Annotated in this window: 15 protein-coding genes, 1 tRNA gene and 1 riboswitch; of the genes, 8 read left to right on the plus strand and 8 right to left on the minus strand. The window is 43.9% G+C overall.

Features of this window, described 5'->3' with window-relative positions; translation table 11 throughout:
* Nucleotides 1-45: 45 nt before the first annotated feature.
* Nucleotides 46-1314, minus strand: coding sequence for a M28 family peptidase (locus RIB15_RS05190; protein ID WP_350201090.1), 1269 nt, complete (start codon nt 1312-1314; stop codon nt 46-48).
* Nucleotides 1315-1481: 167 nt separating this feature from the next.
* A riboswitch (TPP riboswitch) is annotated at nt 1482-1575 on the plus strand.
* A gap of 49 nt (nt 1576-1624) precedes the next feature.
* Here RIB15_RS05190 and RIB15_RS05195 point away from each other — a divergent pair.
* Nucleotides 1625-4075 (plus strand): TonB-dependent receptor, encoded by a 2451-nt coding sequence (locus RIB15_RS05195; RefSeq protein ID WP_350201091.1) that lies wholly within the window; start codon nt 1625-1627, stop codon nt 4073-4075.
* Between the two features lie 103 nt (nt 4076-4178).
* On the opposite strand, the gene RIB15_RS05200 is transcribed toward RIB15_RS05195, so the two are convergent.
* The gene (locus RIB15_RS05200; RefSeq protein WP_350201092.1) at nt 4179-5135 is read right to left on the minus strand and encodes a YpdA family putative bacillithiol disulfide reductase; all 957 of its coding nucleotides are present in this window, start codon (nt 5133-5135) and stop codon (nt 4179-4181) included.
* A 172-nt stretch (nt 5136-5307) separates the two neighbouring features.
* Between RIB15_RS05200 and RIB15_RS05205 the strand changes: the two genes are divergently transcribed.
* Nucleotides 5308-6081, plus strand: a complete 774-nt coding sequence (locus tag RIB15_RS05205) for a DUF481 domain-containing protein (RefSeq protein ID WP_350201093.1) — start codon at nt 5308-5310, stop codon at nt 6079-6081.
* A gap of 15 nt (nt 6082-6096) precedes the next feature.
* On the opposite strand, the gene RIB15_RS05210 is transcribed toward RIB15_RS05205, so the two are convergent.
* Nucleotides 6097-7047, minus strand: a complete 951-nt coding sequence (locus RIB15_RS05210; protein ID WP_350201094.1) for a YheT family hydrolase — start codon at nt 7045-7047, stop codon at nt 6097-6099.
* Nucleotides 7048-7151: 104 nt separating this feature from the next.
* Here RIB15_RS05210 and RIB15_RS05215 point away from each other — a divergent pair, with 104 nt between their 5' ends.
* Nucleotides 7152-7895, plus strand: coding sequence for a lysophospholipid acyltransferase family protein (locus tag RIB15_RS05215; RefSeq protein WP_350201095.1), 744 nt, complete (start codon nt 7152-7154; stop codon nt 7893-7895).
* A 201-nt stretch (nt 7896-8096) separates the two neighbouring features.
* On the opposite strand, the gene egtD is transcribed toward RIB15_RS05215, so the two are convergent.
* From egtD to RIB15_RS05240, 5 genes are all read right to left on the minus strand, one after another.
* Nucleotides 8097-9032 carry an L-histidine N(alpha)-methyltransferase gene (gene egtD, locus RIB15_RS05220; protein WP_350201096.1) on the minus strand — a complete coding sequence of 312 codons (936 nt, stop codon included), beginning with the start codon at nt 9030-9032 and terminating at the stop codon, nt 8097-8099.
* A 78-nt stretch (nt 9033-9110) separates the two neighbouring features.
* Complete coding sequence (egtB, locus tag RIB15_RS05225) at nt 9111-10403, minus strand: ergothioneine biosynthesis protein EgtB (protein ID WP_350201097.1); 1293 nt, start codon at nt 10401-10403, stop codon at nt 9111-9113.
* A 70-nt stretch (nt 10404-10473) separates the two neighbouring features.
* Entirely contained in the window at nt 10474-10725 is a 252-nt protein-coding gene (locus RIB15_RS05230; protein ID WP_255134354.1) for a hypothetical protein, read from the minus strand.
* 238 nt (nt 10726-10963) lie between these two features.
* A tRNA-Val gene (locus RIB15_RS05235) sits at nt 10964-11038 on the minus strand.
* Nucleotides 11039-11151: 113 nt separating this feature from the next.
* On the minus strand, nt 11152-11955 hold the full coding sequence (locus RIB15_RS05240) for a carboxypeptidase-like regulatory domain-containing protein (RefSeq protein ID WP_350201098.1): 804 nt from the start codon (nt 11953-11955) through the stop codon (nt 11152-11154).
* A 131-nt stretch (nt 11956-12086) separates the two neighbouring features.
* On the opposite strand from RIB15_RS05240, the gene RIB15_RS05245 reads away from it, so the two are divergent.
* From RIB15_RS05245 to yajC, 5 genes are all read left to right on the plus strand, one after another.
* Nucleotides 12087-13394: an acetyl-CoA C-acyltransferase gene (locus RIB15_RS05245; RefSeq protein ID WP_350201099.1), complete on the plus strand. Its 1308-nt coding sequence runs from the start codon at nt 12087-12089 to the stop codon at nt 13392-13394.
* Nucleotides 13395-13592: 198 nt separating this feature from the next.
* Nucleotides 13593-15710: a fatty acid oxidation complex subunit alpha FadJ gene (gene fadJ / locus RIB15_RS05250; RefSeq protein WP_350201100.1), complete on the plus strand. Its 2118-nt coding sequence runs from the start codon at nt 13593-13595 to the stop codon at nt 15708-15710.
* A 305-nt stretch (nt 15711-16015) separates the two neighbouring features.
* Complete coding sequence (locus RIB15_RS05255) at nt 16016-17635, plus strand: BCCT family transporter (protein ID WP_350201101.1); 1620 nt, start codon at nt 16016-16018, stop codon at nt 17633-17635.
* Between the two features lie 11 nt (nt 17636-17646).
* Nucleotides 17647-18558, plus strand: coding sequence for a universal stress protein (locus tag RIB15_RS05260; RefSeq protein WP_350201102.1), 912 nt, complete (start codon nt 17647-17649; stop codon nt 18556-18558).
* Between the two features lie 358 nt (nt 18559-18916).
* Nucleotides 18917-19237, plus strand: coding sequence for a preprotein translocase subunit YajC (gene yajC / locus RIB15_RS05265; protein ID WP_350201103.1), 321 nt, complete (start codon nt 18917-18919; stop codon nt 19235-19237).
* The last annotated feature ends 26 nt before the right edge of the window (nt 19238-19263 follow it).

The following is a 19263-nucleotide window of genomic DNA, read 5'->3' on the forward strand; positions in this document are numbered from 1 at the left end:
AAGATCCCGGACCATGTCCGGGATGACGACTTTCTTCGCAGAATCCTATAGCAGTAGGTTAAACGTAATTTCTTCGCCGTCTCGTAAAACCGTAACGGTTGTTTGCTGTCCGGCTTCAAGCTCATTCAGAGCTTCCATGTATTTGTAGATATCAGCTATATCCATTCCGCCAATGTTGATGATAATATCTCCACCTTCCAATCCAGCGCGATCAGCTGCTTCACCGTCACTGACTCCGGTAATGCGAAACCCTTCACCGTCATAGCCATAATCAGGAAGCACACCTAAAGTCGGGCCATTCATGGTTACTCTTCGTTGTTGCTCGCCAGGAGCCTGGGTAAATACAAGCTCTTCTTTATCCAGTTCATCCAACTTTTCAATCACCCGAACTAAATGACCGAGTAGCTGTTCTTGTCCGTCGGCATTAATCCATTCGGTATCGTCTGAGGGTCTGTGGTAATCCGCATGGGTATCCGTGAAGTAATGTAGAACCGGGATATCTTTGAAATAAAAACTGGTGTGGTCACTGGCGCCAGTTCCATCAGGTATTAAATCCAAGTCCAGGGAATCCGTATTGGCTTCGGTCAAAATAGATTCCCAGCTATCTGTTGTAGCTACCCCGAAAATCATGAGGCGTCCGTTACTCATTCGTCCTACCATATCCATGTTAATCATGGCCAATACATTACCAAGCTCAACGGTTGGGTTCTCGACATAATATTGAGATCCTAAAAGACCCATTTCTTCCCCGGAAAATGCAAGAAACAAGATATCCGTCTCGGGCCGGTTTGCTGCAAAATATTCAGCCAATTCCAGAACCCCTGCCGTGCCCGAGGCGTTATCATCTGCACCATTGTGAATTCGGGGTTCACTGCTGCTGCTTAACGACCCAAAAGCTCCCATTCCCAAATGATCGTAATGTGCGCCTACAATAATTACCTCATCTGAATTCCCGGTTCCCTGTAGTAACGCAGCCACATTTTTAGACAATCTTTTTTCGCCCGAAGTATCCGATGCGCTGGCATGTGGATTATTCAACACGGCGGTATTGATCGTGAATTCCTGGAAATACGTGCCATCCTCTCCAGCCGGATCCAACCCATAACTTCTGAAAAGGTCCGCGATATAATTTGCAGCTGCCGCTTCTTCAGCCGTTCCTGCTTCGCGTCCCCGCATCTCCTCACTTGCCAGAAAAGTAATATGCGACAAAACATCCTGATCAGATATTTCGGGAGAAGTTCTTGTCTCTTTCTCTGAAGAGGAACAGGAAACAAAGAATACACACAGAAGTAATACGGGAAAATACTTAATCATGATATTGAATCATTAATTGGGTTTTGAGCTTAACTAAGATAACATTTGGCGAGACTTTTCTGAATGATAAAAACTTACCACTAAATAGACCATAACTCTTGCTTTCAGCATTCAATGTTGAATGTTCCTTGTTCAATATTTGAAAGCCTCGTATCTTTACAGCTCACAACCAAGGTTGGGGGTGCTTGCATAGCGGGCTGAGATTACACCCTGATACCTGAACCGGATAATACCGGCGTAGGGAAACCTGTTTACCGCACAGTTACGCAAGTTAACCTCCTCCATTAATCTAAGTTTTAAATGGAGGATTATGTTTAATCTATTCTTACAGAAGTCGTTTTTTGCGGCTTTATTATTCACTATACCATTATTCTTTAATGCTGAAGTTCAGGCACAAACCGTTACCGGAAAAGTGCTTGATGCGCAATCCAAAGAACCGTTACAAGGAGCTGCGGTTCGGCAACAAGGCACATCCCGGGGAGCCGTAACCCAGGACGATGGCTCCTTTGAATTACAGCTTTCCCAAAACGGAGAAGAAGCTTTACTCATCACTTATCTGGGATATAAAGACCAGGAAGTGGATGTATCTGATGACAAACAGAATCTGGAGATATTCCTGTATCCCGAAACGTACATCGGCGATGACGTTTTTGTTAGCGCCGTTCGGGTGGATGAGTCTTCCCCGATCACCTATACCAATGTAGAACGGGCCGAAATTGAGAAAAGAAACCTCGGACAGAATGTTCCCTATCTCCTTCAAAATACGCCCTCGGTAACCACAACCTCTGATGCCGGGGCGGGCGTTGGGTACACCGGAATTCGAATTCGTGGCGTCGATCCCGCGCGAATTAATGTAACCATCAACGGAATACCCGTTAATGATGCCGAATCTCATGGTGTTTTTTGGGTTGACTTGCCCGACCTGGCTTCATCTATAGAAAACATACAAGTGCAGCGCGGAGTGGGAACTTCCACCAACGGAGCAGGTGCTTTTGGAGCCACCATCAACCTGCAAACCAGCTCTTCATCCCCGGAACCATTTGGAGAAATAAACACGGGCTTTGGCTCCTTCAACACCCGTAAGTACAATGTAAGGCTGGGGTCAGGCCTTATGGAAAATGGCTGGCAGTTTGAAGGCCGGCTTTCGAAAATTGATTCCGATGGTTACATAGACCGGGCCAGCTCAGATTTAGATTCTTATTTCTTATCCGCATCGCACCATGGTGAACGTAGCTTGTTAAGAGCTGATGTCTTTACCGGAAAAGAAATCACCTATCAATCCTGGTACGGCGTGGAAGAAAGCGTGCTCGAAAACGACCGCACCTTCAACGAAGCCGGAACCGAAAAAGACGGCGATCCTTACGAGAATCAGGTAGATGATTATCAGCAAAATTATTATCAGCTGCACTACTCTTACCAGCTTCAGGAAAACTGGAATGCCAATATTTCAGCGTTCTACACCCGGGGTTTTGGTTATTATGAAGAGTATAAGGCTGACGAAGCTCTTAGCGATTATGGTATAGAGACCATTCAGCCATCTACGCCTACTGAATCTGATTTGGTTCGCCGCCGCTGGTTAGATAATGATTACTACGGCACCATCTTTTCCACCAAATATAGTCCTTCAGATACCTGGAACCTGACATTTGGCGGAGGGTACAGCTACTACGATGGTGCCCATTTCGGAGAAGTTATTTGGGCTCGATATGCCGGAAACAGCGAAAACAACGATCGTTATTATGACAACGATGGAATCAAGAAAGACTTTAATGCATATGGCAAGCTTCAGTATCAACTCACCGAAAAGCTGAATTCTTACCTGGATCTTCAGGTGCGCTCGGTAAACTACGAGTTTCTTGGCAACGACATCATCCAAACCGGAAATCCTCCAAACGTTCAGGATAGTCTGGTTACACTTCGCCAGGAAGACAACCTAACCTTCTTCAATCCAAAGTTTGGATTGGTTTATAACTTCACTTCAGGTCAGCGGGCTTATGCTTCTTTTGGCGTCGGTGGAAAAGAGCCAACTCGTGATGAATACGTAAATTCTACACCTGATAGTCGTCCTGATGCCGAAAAACTCTACAATGTTGAAGCCGGATATCGAGGTGATTTCACCACCTATTATCTAGGAGCAAATCTTTACGGGATGTTTTATGAAGATCAGCTGGTGCCAACAGGAGCCATCAACGACGTTGGCGAGATTGTACGTCAAAATGTGCCTGAGAGCTATCGTGTAGGAGTTGAACTTCAGGGTGGGGTGAGTCTCGGCCAAAACCTGAGCCTTTCAGCCAATGCAACGTTCAGTCAGAATAAAATTGTGGAATACACGCAATACACTGATCAGTACGACGCCAATTTCAACTTTCTTGGCCAGCAAGAAACCATTTACGAAGACACCGATATTGCTTTCTCTCCTTCTGTAATCACAAACGGAGTGATTGGCTATAACAAAGGTGGCTTAAATGCAGAATTGATTTCAAAATATGTGTCCCGGCAGTATCTGGATAACACCCAAACTCAAAGCCGATCGATAGACCCTTATTTCGTAAATGATCTTCGGCTAAGCTACAAGCTTGATCAGGTTCCTGTACTCGAGGGGATCACGGCAACACTACAGGTAAATAACCTTTTCAATCATGAGTACGAAACCAATGGATACACCTTTGGCTGGCTGCAAAGCGGAGATCCTGTGTACTTCAATTATTACTACCCACAGGCCGGAACCAATTTCCTCTTCCAGGTTAAGTGGGAGTTCTAATACAAGAGTTTAGTTAGACAAGACGTTTAACCTTCCAGAGCCCTCAATGTGAAAGTTGAGGGCTTTATTATTTGAACCTAAAATGAGAGGAGCTGTCAGCTTCCTACTTCAAATTATCCTGAATATGACTCGCAATTTGCTCAGCATGCACCCGGGAATTCTCAATAAATAACCGACTGGTGTCCATTCCTCCGCAAACAACACCGGCTACATAAATCCCTTTCCGGCTCGTTTCAAGGCTGTTTTCATCATGAACAGGCATACATTTTTCATCGTCGGTAAGCTCAATTCCCAGACTATCCATCAGCTCATAATTAGGATGGTAACCTGTCATAGCGAGAACGAAATCATTCTCTATCGTCACTTCTCCATCAGGAGTGTTAATGACCACTTCTTTCTCCCGGATTTCTTTCACCTCCGAATTGAAAAAACAGGGGATTTCTTCATTCTTAATCCGATTCTCAATATCCGGCTTTACCCAGTATTTTACCGAGGGCTTAATTTGATCGTACTTCAGCAACATCGTGACGTCTGCGCCCCCTCTCCAGCATTCGAGGGCAACATCTGCCCCAGAGTTTCCACCGCCAATCACCAGCACTTTTTGCCATGCATAGGGATGTGGTTCATCGTAATAATGCTTCACTTTGGGAAGATCTTCTCCCGGAACGCCCATCATGTTGGCCTGACCATAGAACCCGGAAGCAACGATCACCTTTTCCGCTTTGTATACATCTTTGTCTGTTTTAACGGTGAAATTGCCATCCTCTCCCTCCATCGACTCTACCGTTTCATACAGGTTGACGGGAAGCTCATAATGCTCCGCCACCCGGCGATAATATTCCAAAGCTTCTGCCCGGGTTGGTTTTGGCCCGTGAGAAATGAAAGGCACATTCCCAATTTCAAGTTTATCAGAAGTGGAGAAGAAGGTCATGTTGGTCGGATAATGGAATAGCGAATTCACCAAACAACCTCGTTCAATGATTTTAAAAGGGATGTTTTTCTCCTGAAGTGCAATACCCGTGGCAAGCCCGATCGGACCTGCACCTATAATGATAACCATATCAGATTTTGTCGTTAAAAGGATTTGAGTAAGTGAATATGTTTAACAGTCCAAAGATACGAATCGTTTAGCTCTTACGTGGAACCTGCATAAGCTCAAATTTCATTTGCAGGAACTTTTCAGGATCGCGTACCTTTGACTCAATAAAACTTCCATAATTTCATTCATTCAGATGCTCCGACTGCTCCGGTTATTCTTTGTTTCTTTGTTTCTGATTTTCATTCTCCCCTCTACTCTGCAGGCACAGCTTTTAAATGTAGAAAGCGTTCGTTCTGATGCCGATTCAGCCGGCTGGTATGGTCAGCTTAACTTTGACTTATCGCTTAGCCAGTATAACGACCGCGTACTCCAGTTCACCAATAACGCCAACCTGTCCTACTTTTCCGGGAAGCACGCCTACCTCTTTCTGAATAAATTGAAGCTGGTGAATCTGGATGGAGCTTCTGTCATTAGCAGTGGATACAGTCACCTGCGTTCTACATTTGTTCGTGATAACCGGTTTTCGCCAGAGCTGTTTTTTCAATATCAGTACAATAGCAACCTGGGACTACAGAGTCGTTTTTTGGGTGGAGCCGGATTCCGATATACCCTTTTCTATGAGGAAAACTGGACCGGAAGTTTTTCAACCGGACTCATGGCTGAATATGAAAAATGGAAAGAAAGTGGATTGCCAGCCATTGAAAACGAATACATCAAAAGTACGAGCAACATTTCTTTCAGGGGAAACCTGAATCCTCAAACTACCTTCCTGTTGATAGGCTATTACCAAGCACGGCCAAACGAGTTTTTTGAAGCACGGTCGATTCTGGAAACGCAGTTACAGGTCAAAATCAATCAACACATTTCACTGAGTGTTCAATTTTCAGCGGCTTATGATGCCGCTCCGGTTATTGATATTCCTAACTGGACGTATGAGCTCAGTAATGGACTGGTCATAAAGTTTTAAGAAAAAAGAGCCAAATCAACAATCAAGCCACTGCAGTATCACCCGAAAAAGCCAGTCTTTAGGTGCGCTCAAAAATCCAACATGACCACCCTCTTCCGTAAAACAGGTTTGGATCTGAGGATTGGCTTCAATCACCTGGAAAGGAGCAAATTCCATAGGACATAGCGTATCCTGTTTACTGTGAATGACCAACAGATCCGTTTTCACATCACCGTAAAAATGTTTGCTGGAACATTGGTGATAATAATCATCGGCATCATCAAAACCATGCAGTTTTGCAGTCACCTGGTCATCAAACTCATAGATTGATGAGCCGTTGAAAACCGGCATTTCCATTTTCTGACGTTTCTTCTCCAGCTTTTGAACCAGTGTATTCAGGAAGTTGATTTCATAAAGACGATTAAAGCCCTTATGCAATTGGATTGAACCTTCCTTCAAATCGTAGGGGGGAGAAACAGCTGCGGCTCGCTTTACTCTGCTTTGGGTTCCTTCTTCTCCCAGATACTTCACCAATGCATTTCCACCCAAAGAAAAACCAACCGCATAAATTTCTTTGTCAGGATAGGTTTCAGAAATCCAGTGCAGAAATGTGCGATAATCTTCCGTTTCTCCGGAATGGTAAAACCGGGGCTGATTATTCATCCGGCTTCCGCATCCCCGAAAATTTAACGCAGATGATGAAAAACCCGCTCTCTCCAATTGGGTCATCAGGTTGCCAATATAGTACCGGTCTGTAGAGCCCTCAAGCCCATGAAATAAAGCAACTATAGGCTTCTGGGTATTCTGAATACACACATCCACTTCAAGGAAGTCTTCATCGGGAGTATCAATCTCCACCCGTTCATGCTCTGGTTTTATGACTTTTGAAAACTGTGAAGCCACTATGGTATGCACGTGTCCATTCCATGCCCACCAGACAGGCTCAAAGGGTTCCAGGGAAATACGTGCAGCAGGTTGTTCAGTCATGATGAATAATTATCGCGCAAAACTATGCAGAAATGAAGTCGGATTCCATTTCCGATTTTCAGTCAAGCTTAGCTTACCCTATATTCGGATTCAAATTTATTCCCATGGCAACATCCCTTACACCCATTGAATACATCCGAAGCATTCTGGCCATCGTGGTATTCTTTATCATGTTCGCCATTTCTACCCCGGTGATTACCATACTGCTGATTCTGTCTTTTGGAAAGTCCACCAACTTCATTGTTGAAAATTTCGGACCCTTCATCGCCTATCCGGTTCTGTGGACGCTCGGCATCAAGTTTAATGTAATTCAGCATGGTGAGCCTGTAAATCCGCCTGTCATTTATACCATCAATCATAGTTCTACGCTGGACCTGGTAACCATGATTGCCCTGGGCTTGCCTCATATTCGGTTTGTCGCAAAGTGGGAGCTGCAGTACAATCCGCTGTTTTTTATTGTGGGAAGGTTAACGGGACAGGTTTTCATTCAGCGCCAAAAAAGTGAGAAAGCCATTAAAAGGCTCCAAAAGGCCTATGACCGGCTGAAAACGGATCACCTCTCAATTATGGTAGCACCGGAAGGTTCCCGTAAACATCCCGGAGTTATCGGCCCGTTCAAGAAAGGGGCTTTTCACATGGCCATCGACCTTGGCTTCCCCATCGTCCCCATCTACTTTGACGGGAATCAGGAGCTGAGCCTGGGAGGCTCTCTGTTGTCCAAAAGCGGAACGATTAATGCCCATATCCATCCACCGGTAGATACCTCAGACTGGAAACGGGAAACACTGGACGATCACATTGCTGAAGTAAGAGCGATGTACCTGGAGTGGGCCGGTGTTGAGGAGTGATTGATGCTCCTTTTGTCTAAAATCAATCTGTCATCGCGAGGAGCTTGTCATGTATGAATGCGAAGAGTATTTATAACGACGCGGCGATCTACATAATCACGCATCAATGTTTGTACAAAAGATTGCTTCGTCGAATACCTTTTAAGCCTCCCCAGCTATTTAGCCTCCTCGCAATGACTAGCTTTAAAGTTGGTGAGTAGACTACTTCGGTTCCAGATACTGAAGGCTGAACCAATTGTTTTCATCGGTCCATACTTTCTTTACCTCAAACCAGGGCGATACAATTTCTGAAAATTCATCCAGCGTGTATTTATGCGAGTTTTCGGTATGAATGCGTTCTCCTTCTTCAAAGGCAATAGTTGTACCATTAATCGCCACTTCATGGGCTTCATTACAAATCAAATACATTTCAATGCGACCTTCCTCTTCATTCCAAACAGCCTCATGGTCAAACCTGGAAAGGGAAAAATCAGACGCTAAAATCCGGTTTATATGACGCAGTATATTTTTGTTGAATGCAGCTGTTATGCCTTTGGAATCATTATAGGCATCCAGCAAAACCTGCCGGTCTTTTTTTAGATCAACACCAATCAGAAAAGCGCCAGTCTGACTTGCAATATCAGCAACTACGTTTAAAAACCGGTCTACCGTATCCCGCTCAAAATTCCCTACCGTTGAGCCGGGAAAAAACACTACTCTTCTTCCATCAGGCATCACTTCCAGAAGTTCGAAGGATCGGGTATAGTCTGCCTGCAGAGGCTCAATCTTAATTTCAGGAAATTCATTTTGTAACTCATTAGCCACGTTAAATAAATACTCTCCGGAAATATCGATGGGTACATAAGCCGATACGTTAGACAGGTTTTCCAACAGGATGCGGGTTTTATCACTGCTCCCACTCCCCGGCTCAATCAGTACTACTTTTTCTCCCAAATACTGTCCAATACTCTCTACGTTTTGTTTAAGAATCTTACGCTCAGTCCTTGTTGGATAGTATTCTTCCAGTTGGGTTATTTCATCAAATAATTTTGATCCGCGCTCATCATAGAAGTATTTACTCGGTAATGATTTTTGAGGATCGTTCAATCCGCCCAGCACTTCCTCAAGCATGGACTTCCGCTGTTCAACTTTAGTCATTTATTTTTGTAGATATTTCTCAAGTGTAGTTCTCCAACAGATGTCTTAACCCAATCATTTATTACTGCTGGATTTCAATTACCTGGCGAGTCTGATTCCGCTGAATTGCCAGCGTGCATCTGCATGGAAAAAGTTTCGGTAGGTTTTTCGGATGTGTGTTTGCGATGTGGCACAAGAGCCGCCCCTTAGCACATATTGATTTGCCATGAACTTTCCGTTGTATTCACCAAGCGCCCCGGGCAATGGTTTATAATTCGGGTAGGGAGCATAAGCACTCATCGTCCATTCCCAAACGTCTCCGTACATCTGCTTTAATTTCCCGGATGGTGATTGCAGGGCAGCAGGATGGAAGTTCTCCTTTTCTACAAAATTACCTTCAACAGTAAGGTCTCCGCACGCATGTTCCCACTCTTGTTCGGTTGGCAACCGTACGCCTTTCCATCGGGCAAACGCATCTGCTTCGTAGTAACTCACGTGGCTTACCGGTTCATTGGGGACAACTTCCCGGGCACCCGATAACGTGAATTGCATCCATTTTCCTTCGCGCTGAAACCAATAGAGGGGAGCTGTCCATTCGTTATTTTTTACGGCCGACCATCCCTCATCCAGCCAAAGTGATGATCTCGAATACCCATCATCGTTTATAAACTCCAGGTATTCTCCATTTGTGATAAGCCGGTCAGCCAATTCAAAATCCTGAACCAGGGTTCGGTGCCGGGGATGTTCATTATCATAGGTGAACTCATTTCCGGTATTACCGATTTCAGTGATCTGCTCCTCGAAGGAAACCCAGTTGATTGGGCTGACTTCTGAAACAGGTGCATGCTCCACTTCCCGATAGACTGGCAGCAGTGGATTTTGCCCCAGCATATATTTCAGGTCAGTGAGAATAAGCTCCTGATGCTGCTGCTCGTGATGAATGCCAATCTCTACTACTTTAGCAGCTTCTTTCCATGTTTCTTCAGAAGCCGATTCAATAAACTTTGCCAACTCTTCATTCACATATTGGCGATACTCAAAAACCTCTTTCACGGTTGGCCTGGACAGAACCCCCCGTTTTGCCCGCGTGAACGGAACCCCGGTTTGCAGGTAATAAGAGTTGAAGAAATATGCATATTGAGGGTGCAGGCTTTCAAAATCATCCTGAAACTTTTCCAGCACAAAAGTCTCAAAAAACCAGCTGGTATGCGCAAGGTGCCATTTGGTGGGACTCGCAAATTCAGACGCCTGAATCACAAAATCTTCTGTCTCAAGTGGTTCACATAAATACAGGCTGAACGCCCGAACCGTTTTAAAGTGCTGCAGAAGATGGTCTTTGGAAAGGCGGGAAGAAATACTCTCTGTCATGGTTTTTTGAGTAGTTAGGCTCATCGTAAATAATAATTCTGTTTTGTTCTGCAGAAAGTAGCGAATGAAACCGAAACCCAAAATTTAGTTTTGGTTACTTATCGCGGTAGAAATAAATCTTCTTATTGTCTGCGTCCCTTCGGCTTTTCACTTTAAAATCGTTCTTCTTGCCAAACTGGTACACTGCGGTTCGCATCGAATTGATGTTTTTCTCGTTCGTATAACTGACTTCAACAGCCTGTCCGCCGGGCTTCAGCTTTTCAATGGCATCCAGCAGAGGCTTGAATTTTGACGTTCTTTTCTTGGAAGATTTTACGTTGGAACGCTTTACAAACTTAATATCCATGAGCAATAATTTTATTAAGAATATTTCTAATAATAATTATAATGATTTATTCTGATAGATAGAATTGCGCTTACATCCCTGTATAAATAGACTCATTTGTATTTGCTGTAATTTTAGAATTCACTTTTTTCTGCTCTAATAAAATCAAAATACAGCAGGCTTATTATCTTGAGGTTTAGTAATCTGAGATAAGCTAAAACAAAAAAAGCCTCTCATAATTGAGAAGCTTTTAATGGTGTGGGCGATGAGGGACTCGAACCCCCGACCCCCTCGGTGTAAACGAGGTGCTCTGAACCAACTGAGCTAATCGCCCGACTTGTTCGAAGGGCGACAAATATAAGAACATTTCAAACTCTGACAAAGTAAATATTCACCATTTAAACTATTTTTTGTTTTAAAAAAAACCTCACTCAAAAATTACCTGAATCAGTTGTAGTCTTTACCAACAACCTTGTATAACTCTAAATTTATTCCACTCCAATCAATAGGGCCAGTTCCAGCTGTATAGATGTAGACATACCTCCCCTTATTTTGCACAACTAATTTCCAGGTAAATGTTTCGTCTCCAAAATTTGTAAAAACAAACTCTTCTGATGGATTATTTTCATCTAAGTCGCTAAATATTTTTGCTGCAAAAAGAGCTTTATAGGCAACTCCATTTTGAATCTTCTCAGCACCTTTTGCTGTGATTTCTAAAAAAGTACCTGCTTGTAGTTCTTCGCTCATCCGAAAAATTAAATACGCTATTCTCTCCGTATCGCTTTCAAAATCTACGTTCAAAGGAAACTTTGCTCCGCTTTCGTAATCATCATCATATCGCCCCAGGAGCAACTCTTCATCTGTAACTCTATAAACAACAATCATACTATCTACAGTTACAATCTCTTTTAAATCAATATCCAGTGACTGATTGGCATCTATTACTTCAAGTGATCCATTCGAATATTCCACATATCCATCTTTAGTCGCACTTAAAATGTACTCCGCACCTGGGATGTTGGATATAGAGTAAAAACCCTCAGCATTCGTTTCCGCTTGTTTTTGTTGATCCTCAAGAACCAAATTGATCATAACTCCATCAACAGGATTTCCTTTGGAGAGTACTCTTCCAGATAATGAATATTCCCCGCTATTAATATCAATTGAGTTTTCCGAACCTGTAGATGTTTTACAGGAAACCATAATTATCAATAAAAAGACGAGTAGACCAAAGATTTTTAAAATTTTCATCAAGCTTTTCTTTGCAATATACATCAACCAGATATATTAGACAGCCATAAATATTGATTGAAAACTATTTATGACTTCTTGATTTATTAGTTAACACTGTTAACTTACAGGCTCAATCTTAAGTTCTTTTTATGGAAAAAAACGCTGAACATACGCCGGTCGCCGTTCTTGTTGATGGCTGCCGAATCCCCTTTCAACGCTCTGGAACCAACTATAACGACCTGATGGCTTACGACCTTGGCCGCATGGCTATCGAAGGGCTGCTCGCACGAAATGCAGTAGATCTCGCTGCCATCGACCGGGTGATTATGGGCACCGTAATTCAGGAAGTGAAGACGAGTAACGTTGCCAGGGAAAGTGCACTTGGTGCAGGCATCCCGAATTCGGTTCCTGCTTTCACTACTACCATGGCGTGCATCTCTTCCAATCAGGCTATTACCAGCGGTGTCGATTTGATTCGATCGGGTCAGGCTAAAATTATTCTGGCAGCTGGCACGGAAACTATGTCCGACATTCCGGTTCGGTTCAAAAAGAAATTTCGACAAAAAGTGCTGGAAGCCAGAAAGTATAAATCCCCCCTCGACTTCCTGAAGTTCTTCAAAGGTCTGGGCTTCAAAGATTTTCTGCCTGAACTTCCGGCCATCGCTGAGTTTTCGACCGGAGAAGTAATGGGTGAAAGTGCCGACCGCATGGCTGCCCGTTTTGGAGTGAGCCGTGAAGATCAGGATGAATATGCCTTGCGTTCTCACCAGCTCGCAGCCAAGGCAACCAATGAAGGCTTGCTGGATGAAGAGCTGATCCCAGCCAAAATCCCACCAAAATTTACTGTTGTAAAACATGACAATGGCTTTCGGGATGATACTTCGATGGAAAAGCTCAGCAAACTCCGTCCTGCTTTTATCAAGCCACACGGGACGGTTACTGCAGGAAATTCTTCGTTTTTAACGGATGGTGCTTCTGCCAGCTTCATCATGGAAGAACAGACAGCGCTGGACTTAGGCCTCAAACCTAAGGCGTACATCCGAGAATATAATTTCGTTTCTCAGGATCCCGGGGAAGAGCTTCTGCTGGGACCGGCTTATGCCATCCCGAAAGTACTGGATGTGATGAATCTTGAACTTGGAGATATGGACGTAATCGAACTTCACGAGGCATTTGCCGGACAGGTTCTATCCGTCCTCACTGCGCTGAATTCCGACAAGTTTGCAAAAGACTCGTTAAACCGGGATCAGAAAGTCGGCGAAATCCCTATGGACAAACTGAATACGCTGGGCGGCTCCCTTTCTTTAGGGCATCCATTTGGAGCTACCGGAGTCCGGCTTGTGACTACAGCAGCCAACCGGCTGATCCGTGAAGACGGAACTTTTGCGCTGGTCTCGGCATGTGCCGCCGGCGGACAGGGACATGCCGTGGTGCTGGAGAGGTACCCTGACAAATAGCAGTCATTCCTGCGAAAGCAGGAATCTCCAGAATTAATTCGATGCCCATAATAATTGTTGAGAACTTTAATTAAACACTAAAGCTTAAATCCATCATTTCCGACCTCTTTTGTTTTCTCCTTGGTAAGGAGGAGGACTCGTTGGTAAGCAATTTTACAGTAAATCGAATAAGGAAGAAACCCTTTATAACCTGACACCATGAGCTACCTACAAATCACACAAAAAGATTCTGTTGCCATCATCACGCTGGATTTACCTGGTGAGAAAGTGAATAAACTAAATGAATCAATGATGGAGGAGTTCTCGGAATTCCTCGATGAGCTCGAAAATAATAATGAGCTCAAAGGAGCCGTGCTCATTTCCGGGAAGAAAGATAATTTTATTGCTGGCGCGGATATCGACATGTTTCAGGCTCGTGATACAGCCAAAGAGATAGAGCAGCTCAGTAAAGATGGCCATAAAATCCTGAACCGTATCGCTGATTTTTCCAAGCCTATCGCCGTAGCCGTTCATGGCAGTTGTATGGGCGGCGGACTGGAACTCTCTCTCGCCTGTCATTATCGTGTTTGTTCGGATAGCTCCAAAACCGTTTTTGCTCTTCCTGAAGTTAAGCTGGGCATTTTGCCCGGAACCGGGGGAACTCAGCGGCTACCACGCTTAATCGGCATTCAAAATGCCCTTCCCTATATGCTGACCGGGAAAAATATATATACACGCCAGGCTAAACGGATGGGTTTGGTGGATGAAGTCACTCATAAAGACGCCATTGAAAAAGCTGCGATTAAGGGCGTGCATAAAATATCGGAAGGGAAGTTTGACCGAAAAGATAAAAGGCCGTTTCTGCATAAACTTCTGGAGGGAAATCCGCTGGGTCGAAAAGTCATCTTTTCCCAGGCCCGTAAGAAAACAGCAGGCCAAACCAAGGGGAACTACCCGGCTCCTCCTAAAATCATCGATGCCGTTGAGTATGGATACAAGCATGGCCTCGAAAAAGGACTGGAAAATGAAACCGTTCTTTTTGGGGAACTGGGCGCTACACAGGAATCCCGAAATCTGGTCAATCTGTTTTTTGGGATGACCGCCTCCAAAAAAGTCCCCAACTCTGATTTGGTAAGAGAAGTGAAAAGAATCGGTGTTCTGGGTGCCGGACTTATGGGTTCAGGGATTGCCGAAGTCAGTATTGATAAAGGTGATTACCGGGTCCTGCTCAAAGACCAGACCATTGAAAATGCCGCCGAAGGAGAAAAAGAGATTTGGAAATCTTTGGATGAAAAAGCCCGGAAGAGAATTATCACTGAGTTTGAAAGGGATAAGACGGCCAGTCGTGTCACCGGTGTGGATTCCTACGATGGATTCAGCTCCGTTGATTTAGTGATTGAGGCGGTATTTGAAGATCTGGAACTCAAACAAAACATCGTCCAGCAAGTCGAGTCGAATACCCCCGATCATACTATTTTTGCGTCCAACACTTCTTCACTACCGATTTCAAAAATTGCGGAGGGTGCACAACGGCCGGAGAATATCATTGGGATGCATTACTTCTCACCGGTTCAAAAAATGCCGCTGTTGGAAATTATAACCACTAATCAAACCGCTGACTGGGTTACTCAAACCGCTTATCAGGTTGGGGTGAATCAGGGCAAGAATGTGATTGTCGTCAATGACGGGCCTGGTTTTTATACTACTCGGATTTTAGCTCCTTATATGAATGAAGCGTTAGTATTGCTGGAAGAAGGCGCATCCATTGAATTCCTCGACAAAATCATGAAAGACTTTGGCTACCCTGTGGGACCTATGGCTCTTTTTGATGAAGTAGGCATTGACGTGGGAGCTCACGTTGCTGAAACGATGGCCTCTATGTTTGCTGAACGTGGAGTGGAATCCACCAACAAAGCAGATGAGCTCTTGGAAGCCGGTTTCCGCGGACGAAAAAATAAACGCGGGATGTACAAATACAACGCCGGCAAAAAGAAAGAAGTAAACACCGAGATTTATAAGTACTTCGGAGGTTCAAACCGAACCAATCCTGACAAGGAAACGGCCCAGCGGCGTATGGCCCTTACCATGATCAATGAAGCAGCCTGGTGTCTGGAGGAAAACATCCTGAAATCTCCGGGCGACGGAGATCTCGGAGCCATCCTCGGACTCGGCTTCCCGCCTTTCCTGGGGGGCCCTTTCCAGTATATCGACCAAAAAGGAATACAAAACGTGGTAGACCAGCTAAATGAATTCACCGAAAAATTCGGCCCGCGTTTTAAACCTGCTAAGATATTAGTGGATTATGCCAAAGAAGGGAAGACGTTTTATGGGGATTAAGAATTGATCATATCTGGCATTGGATTGCCCCAACTTGATAATCCCCCTCTTTTTCGGTAGCCTTTCGTGAGCTATTGAACGATATCCGCTTTCAATTAGGTTAAGTTGTTTCATAAGACTAAACCTAACTACCAATTATTAATCTCCGAAACCGGAGAACATGAAGTCATCGAAATTCGCAATTTGGGAGTACTTCAACACAAGCAGATTATTTTTCCTGCTGCTAAGCCTTTCAATGTGTGCCGTCCTGACAAACGCTTATTCATGTAAAAGCGAGTCAATTTTAACTTATTAAAAATTACATCATGGGAATTCGAGGAGAAGAAAAAGAGCCTGCTAAAAAAACAGGCATCAATAAATATTTTGATATCCATAAGCCTGTTTTTTGGCCTTCTGTTGTGTTAATCACAGCAATGATTGTAACTACTTTATTATTAGGCGACCAAGCCGAAACCATTTTTAGCGCTATCCAAACTGCAATCACTGACAATGGAGGATGGTTTTTTGTGATCGCCGTAAATGTTTTCATCATCTTTTCTTTATTCATTGCCTTCAGTCGATTTGGAAGTATTCGCCTGGGTGGGGAAGATGCCGAACCGGATTTCAGCACCCTCGCTTGGTTTGCCATGTTATTCAGTGCTGGCATGGGGATCGGTATCATGTTCTGGAGCGTTGCTGAACCCATTTTCCATTATCTCTCCCCGCCAATGGCTGACGCAGAATCTGTAGAGGCAGCCCAGCAGGCTATGAACCTGACTTATCTTCACTGGGGATTTCATGCCTGGGGAATTTATGCGGTGGTTGGGTTATCACTTGGGTTTTTTGCCTTCAACCGTGGTTTACCGCTTTCATTTCGGTCAGTATTTTACCCTCTCATCGGAGACCGAATCAAAGGATGGATAGGAGATGTCATTGATATCCTGGCTGTTTTAGCAACTTTGTTTGGGCTTGCAACTTCCCTCGGATTGGGTGTTCTGCAGGTCAGCGCCGGACTGGATCATGTATTCGGATTGCCGGATAACATCTATCTGCAGGTTGGAATAATCGTGGCTATTACAGGCGTCGCCACAGTTTCGGTGGTGCTGGGTATTGACAAAGGCGTTCGGGTTTTAAGTGAAATGAATGTCCGTATAGCAGCCTTATTCTTAGTCTTTGTGATTTTAGTCGGCCCAACCATTTTCATCTTCGATTCCTTCATTCAAAACTTTGGCGGATATCTGAATTCTGTTGCTACTTTTAGTTTTTGGACTGAATCTTATGCCGGCACTAACTGGCAAAGTTCATGGACTATTTTTTACTGGGCATGGTGGATTTCATGGTCACCGTATGTTGGAATGTTTATCGCCCGGATTTCCAAAGGACGATCTGTTAAGGAATTTGTACTCGGCGTATTAATTGTGCCAAGCATCATCACTTTTCTGTGGATGTCTGCTTTTGGAGGTTCGGCCATCAACCTTGAAATGGGAGGAATTGGAAACATAGGTGATGCTGTAAACGAAAATGTAGCCACAGCGCTGTTTGTATTTCTTGAGCAGTTCCCGCTTGAGATGGTTACTTCTATCATTGCTATCGTACTTATCCTGAGTTTCTTTGTTACCTCATCCGACTCTGGCTCCCTCGTAATTGACGGACTAACCAGCGGCGGTAAGCTGGATGCTCCTGTTGGCCAGCGTATTTTTTGGGCTCAAACCGAGGGACTGGTAGCCGCTATATTACTGGTTGGCGGTGGATTAAGCGCCCTTCAAACAGCATCCATCAGTACCGGATTACCATTTGCCCTCATACTTTTGGTTATGTGTTATAGCCTTCACCGGGGATTGAAACGTGAATACAAAGAGAATCAGCAAAAGGTAAAAGACAAAGAACGCGATTCGTATAAAGAACTCGTTAAAGACGCCATCAACAATCAAAAACAAGAGGATTAAGGAGTCTTATTATGAAGAATTTCGATCATTGGTTTGTATGCTTAGACTTATCCAAAATGGACGATATCCTGATTGGATATACTAACTTTCTGACATCCGTTATTGAGCCAAAAACGATCTCTTTTCTGCATGTGGTGGAATCCGGAAATGTAGCCAAGGAAATGGCCAAATTGTTTCCAAATATAGAAAGTGATCAGGATTTCGAAGATGTAATCAGAGATGAGCTGAACGATAAAATTAAAGATCATTTCGGCGATACAGATATTGAAATCCGTCTTATCATAAAAGAAGGCCGGCCCACCGACCAAATCATCGAGCTCATGAATTCCATAGATCCTGATCTATTACTCATGGGTAAAAAAACCGGTTATGTTGGGGAAGGAGTAATCGCACGCAGAATCGTAAAATACGTTCCGGCTTCTATTCTTTTTGTCCCCGAGAACAGCCGTTATGCCATGAATACCATACTAACGCCTGTTGATTTTTCCTCACAATCAGCTAATGCGGTTAAGCTGGCCCGAAACCTCGTGGAACCCCAGAGTGGATCTGTTCAGGCCCAGCATATTTTTAAATATCCCTCACATTTTTTCCCTTATATGCCCAGCGAGGATGAAAAGGATAAAATCAGAAATCATATAAAGGATCAAAAAGAAGCATTTGTTTCTGAATATGAGCTTCCTGATGACGTGAAATTTACTCTTACCCTTCATAAAGAAGGACGTATTGGGGATGAAGTGTATGACGAAGCTGTTAGAAATCAGGCCGACCTTATCATAGTTGGCTCCAAATCGGATAAAAAAATCACCAGCATTTTGAGGGATGACTTCACCGATAAAATGACGTACTACTCTTTCGGCATTCCCCTGTTAATCGTCAAGAACAAAGAGAAACACCAGAAATTCCTGAAGACGTTGTTTAGTTAAGAGCTGACTGTTCGGAAAGCAACCGCAGCGAGCAAATACCCTGGTAATGTTACTGAACCTTATCAGGGAGATCGCTTCGTCGAAAAGTTAATGAACCTATCTAACTGAATATTCTCCTCGCGATGACCATCTTACCTCTCAGTATTTCTTTTCTCTGCTACGTTGCAAATACTGCAACCTCTGTCATTCCTGCGAAGGCAGGAATCCGGTTATTACATTAGCGAATAATCAAAATAAAGAACTACTTCTCTTTGTAAGGGAATGACAGGAGAATGGGAAAACGTTTTAATATCGTCATTGAATACAGGAATTCGTATCTTCGTCCCGCAATAATTTAATCGCACATTAATCAACGACTATGCAATTTTTACCACTTTTTTTAATGGGTAACCCTGACGACCCAAATGCTGGCATCATCAACCTGGTGTTTCTGGGTGCTATTTTCCTGGTATTCTACCTTTTCATCATTCGCCCGCAGAGCAAACGACAAAAAGAAATTAAAGAGAAAGTTGAGGGCATGAAAAAGGGTGATAAAGTTGTTACCTCATCAGGCATCATTGGTATTGTTGATAAAATTGAGGAAAGTGAGTTTCTCCTTGATATCGACAGCGGTACTAAAATCCGCATGTTGAAATCAGCCGTAACCGATGTAAATCCACATAAACAAGAAAAAGACTAAACTTGTCTATTTCGACCTCTTTTGTT

It is taken from the genome of Gracilimonas sp., assembly GCF_040218225.1.
Classification (GTDB): domain Bacteria; phylum Bacteroidota; class Rhodothermia; order Balneolales; family Balneolaceae; genus Gracilimonas.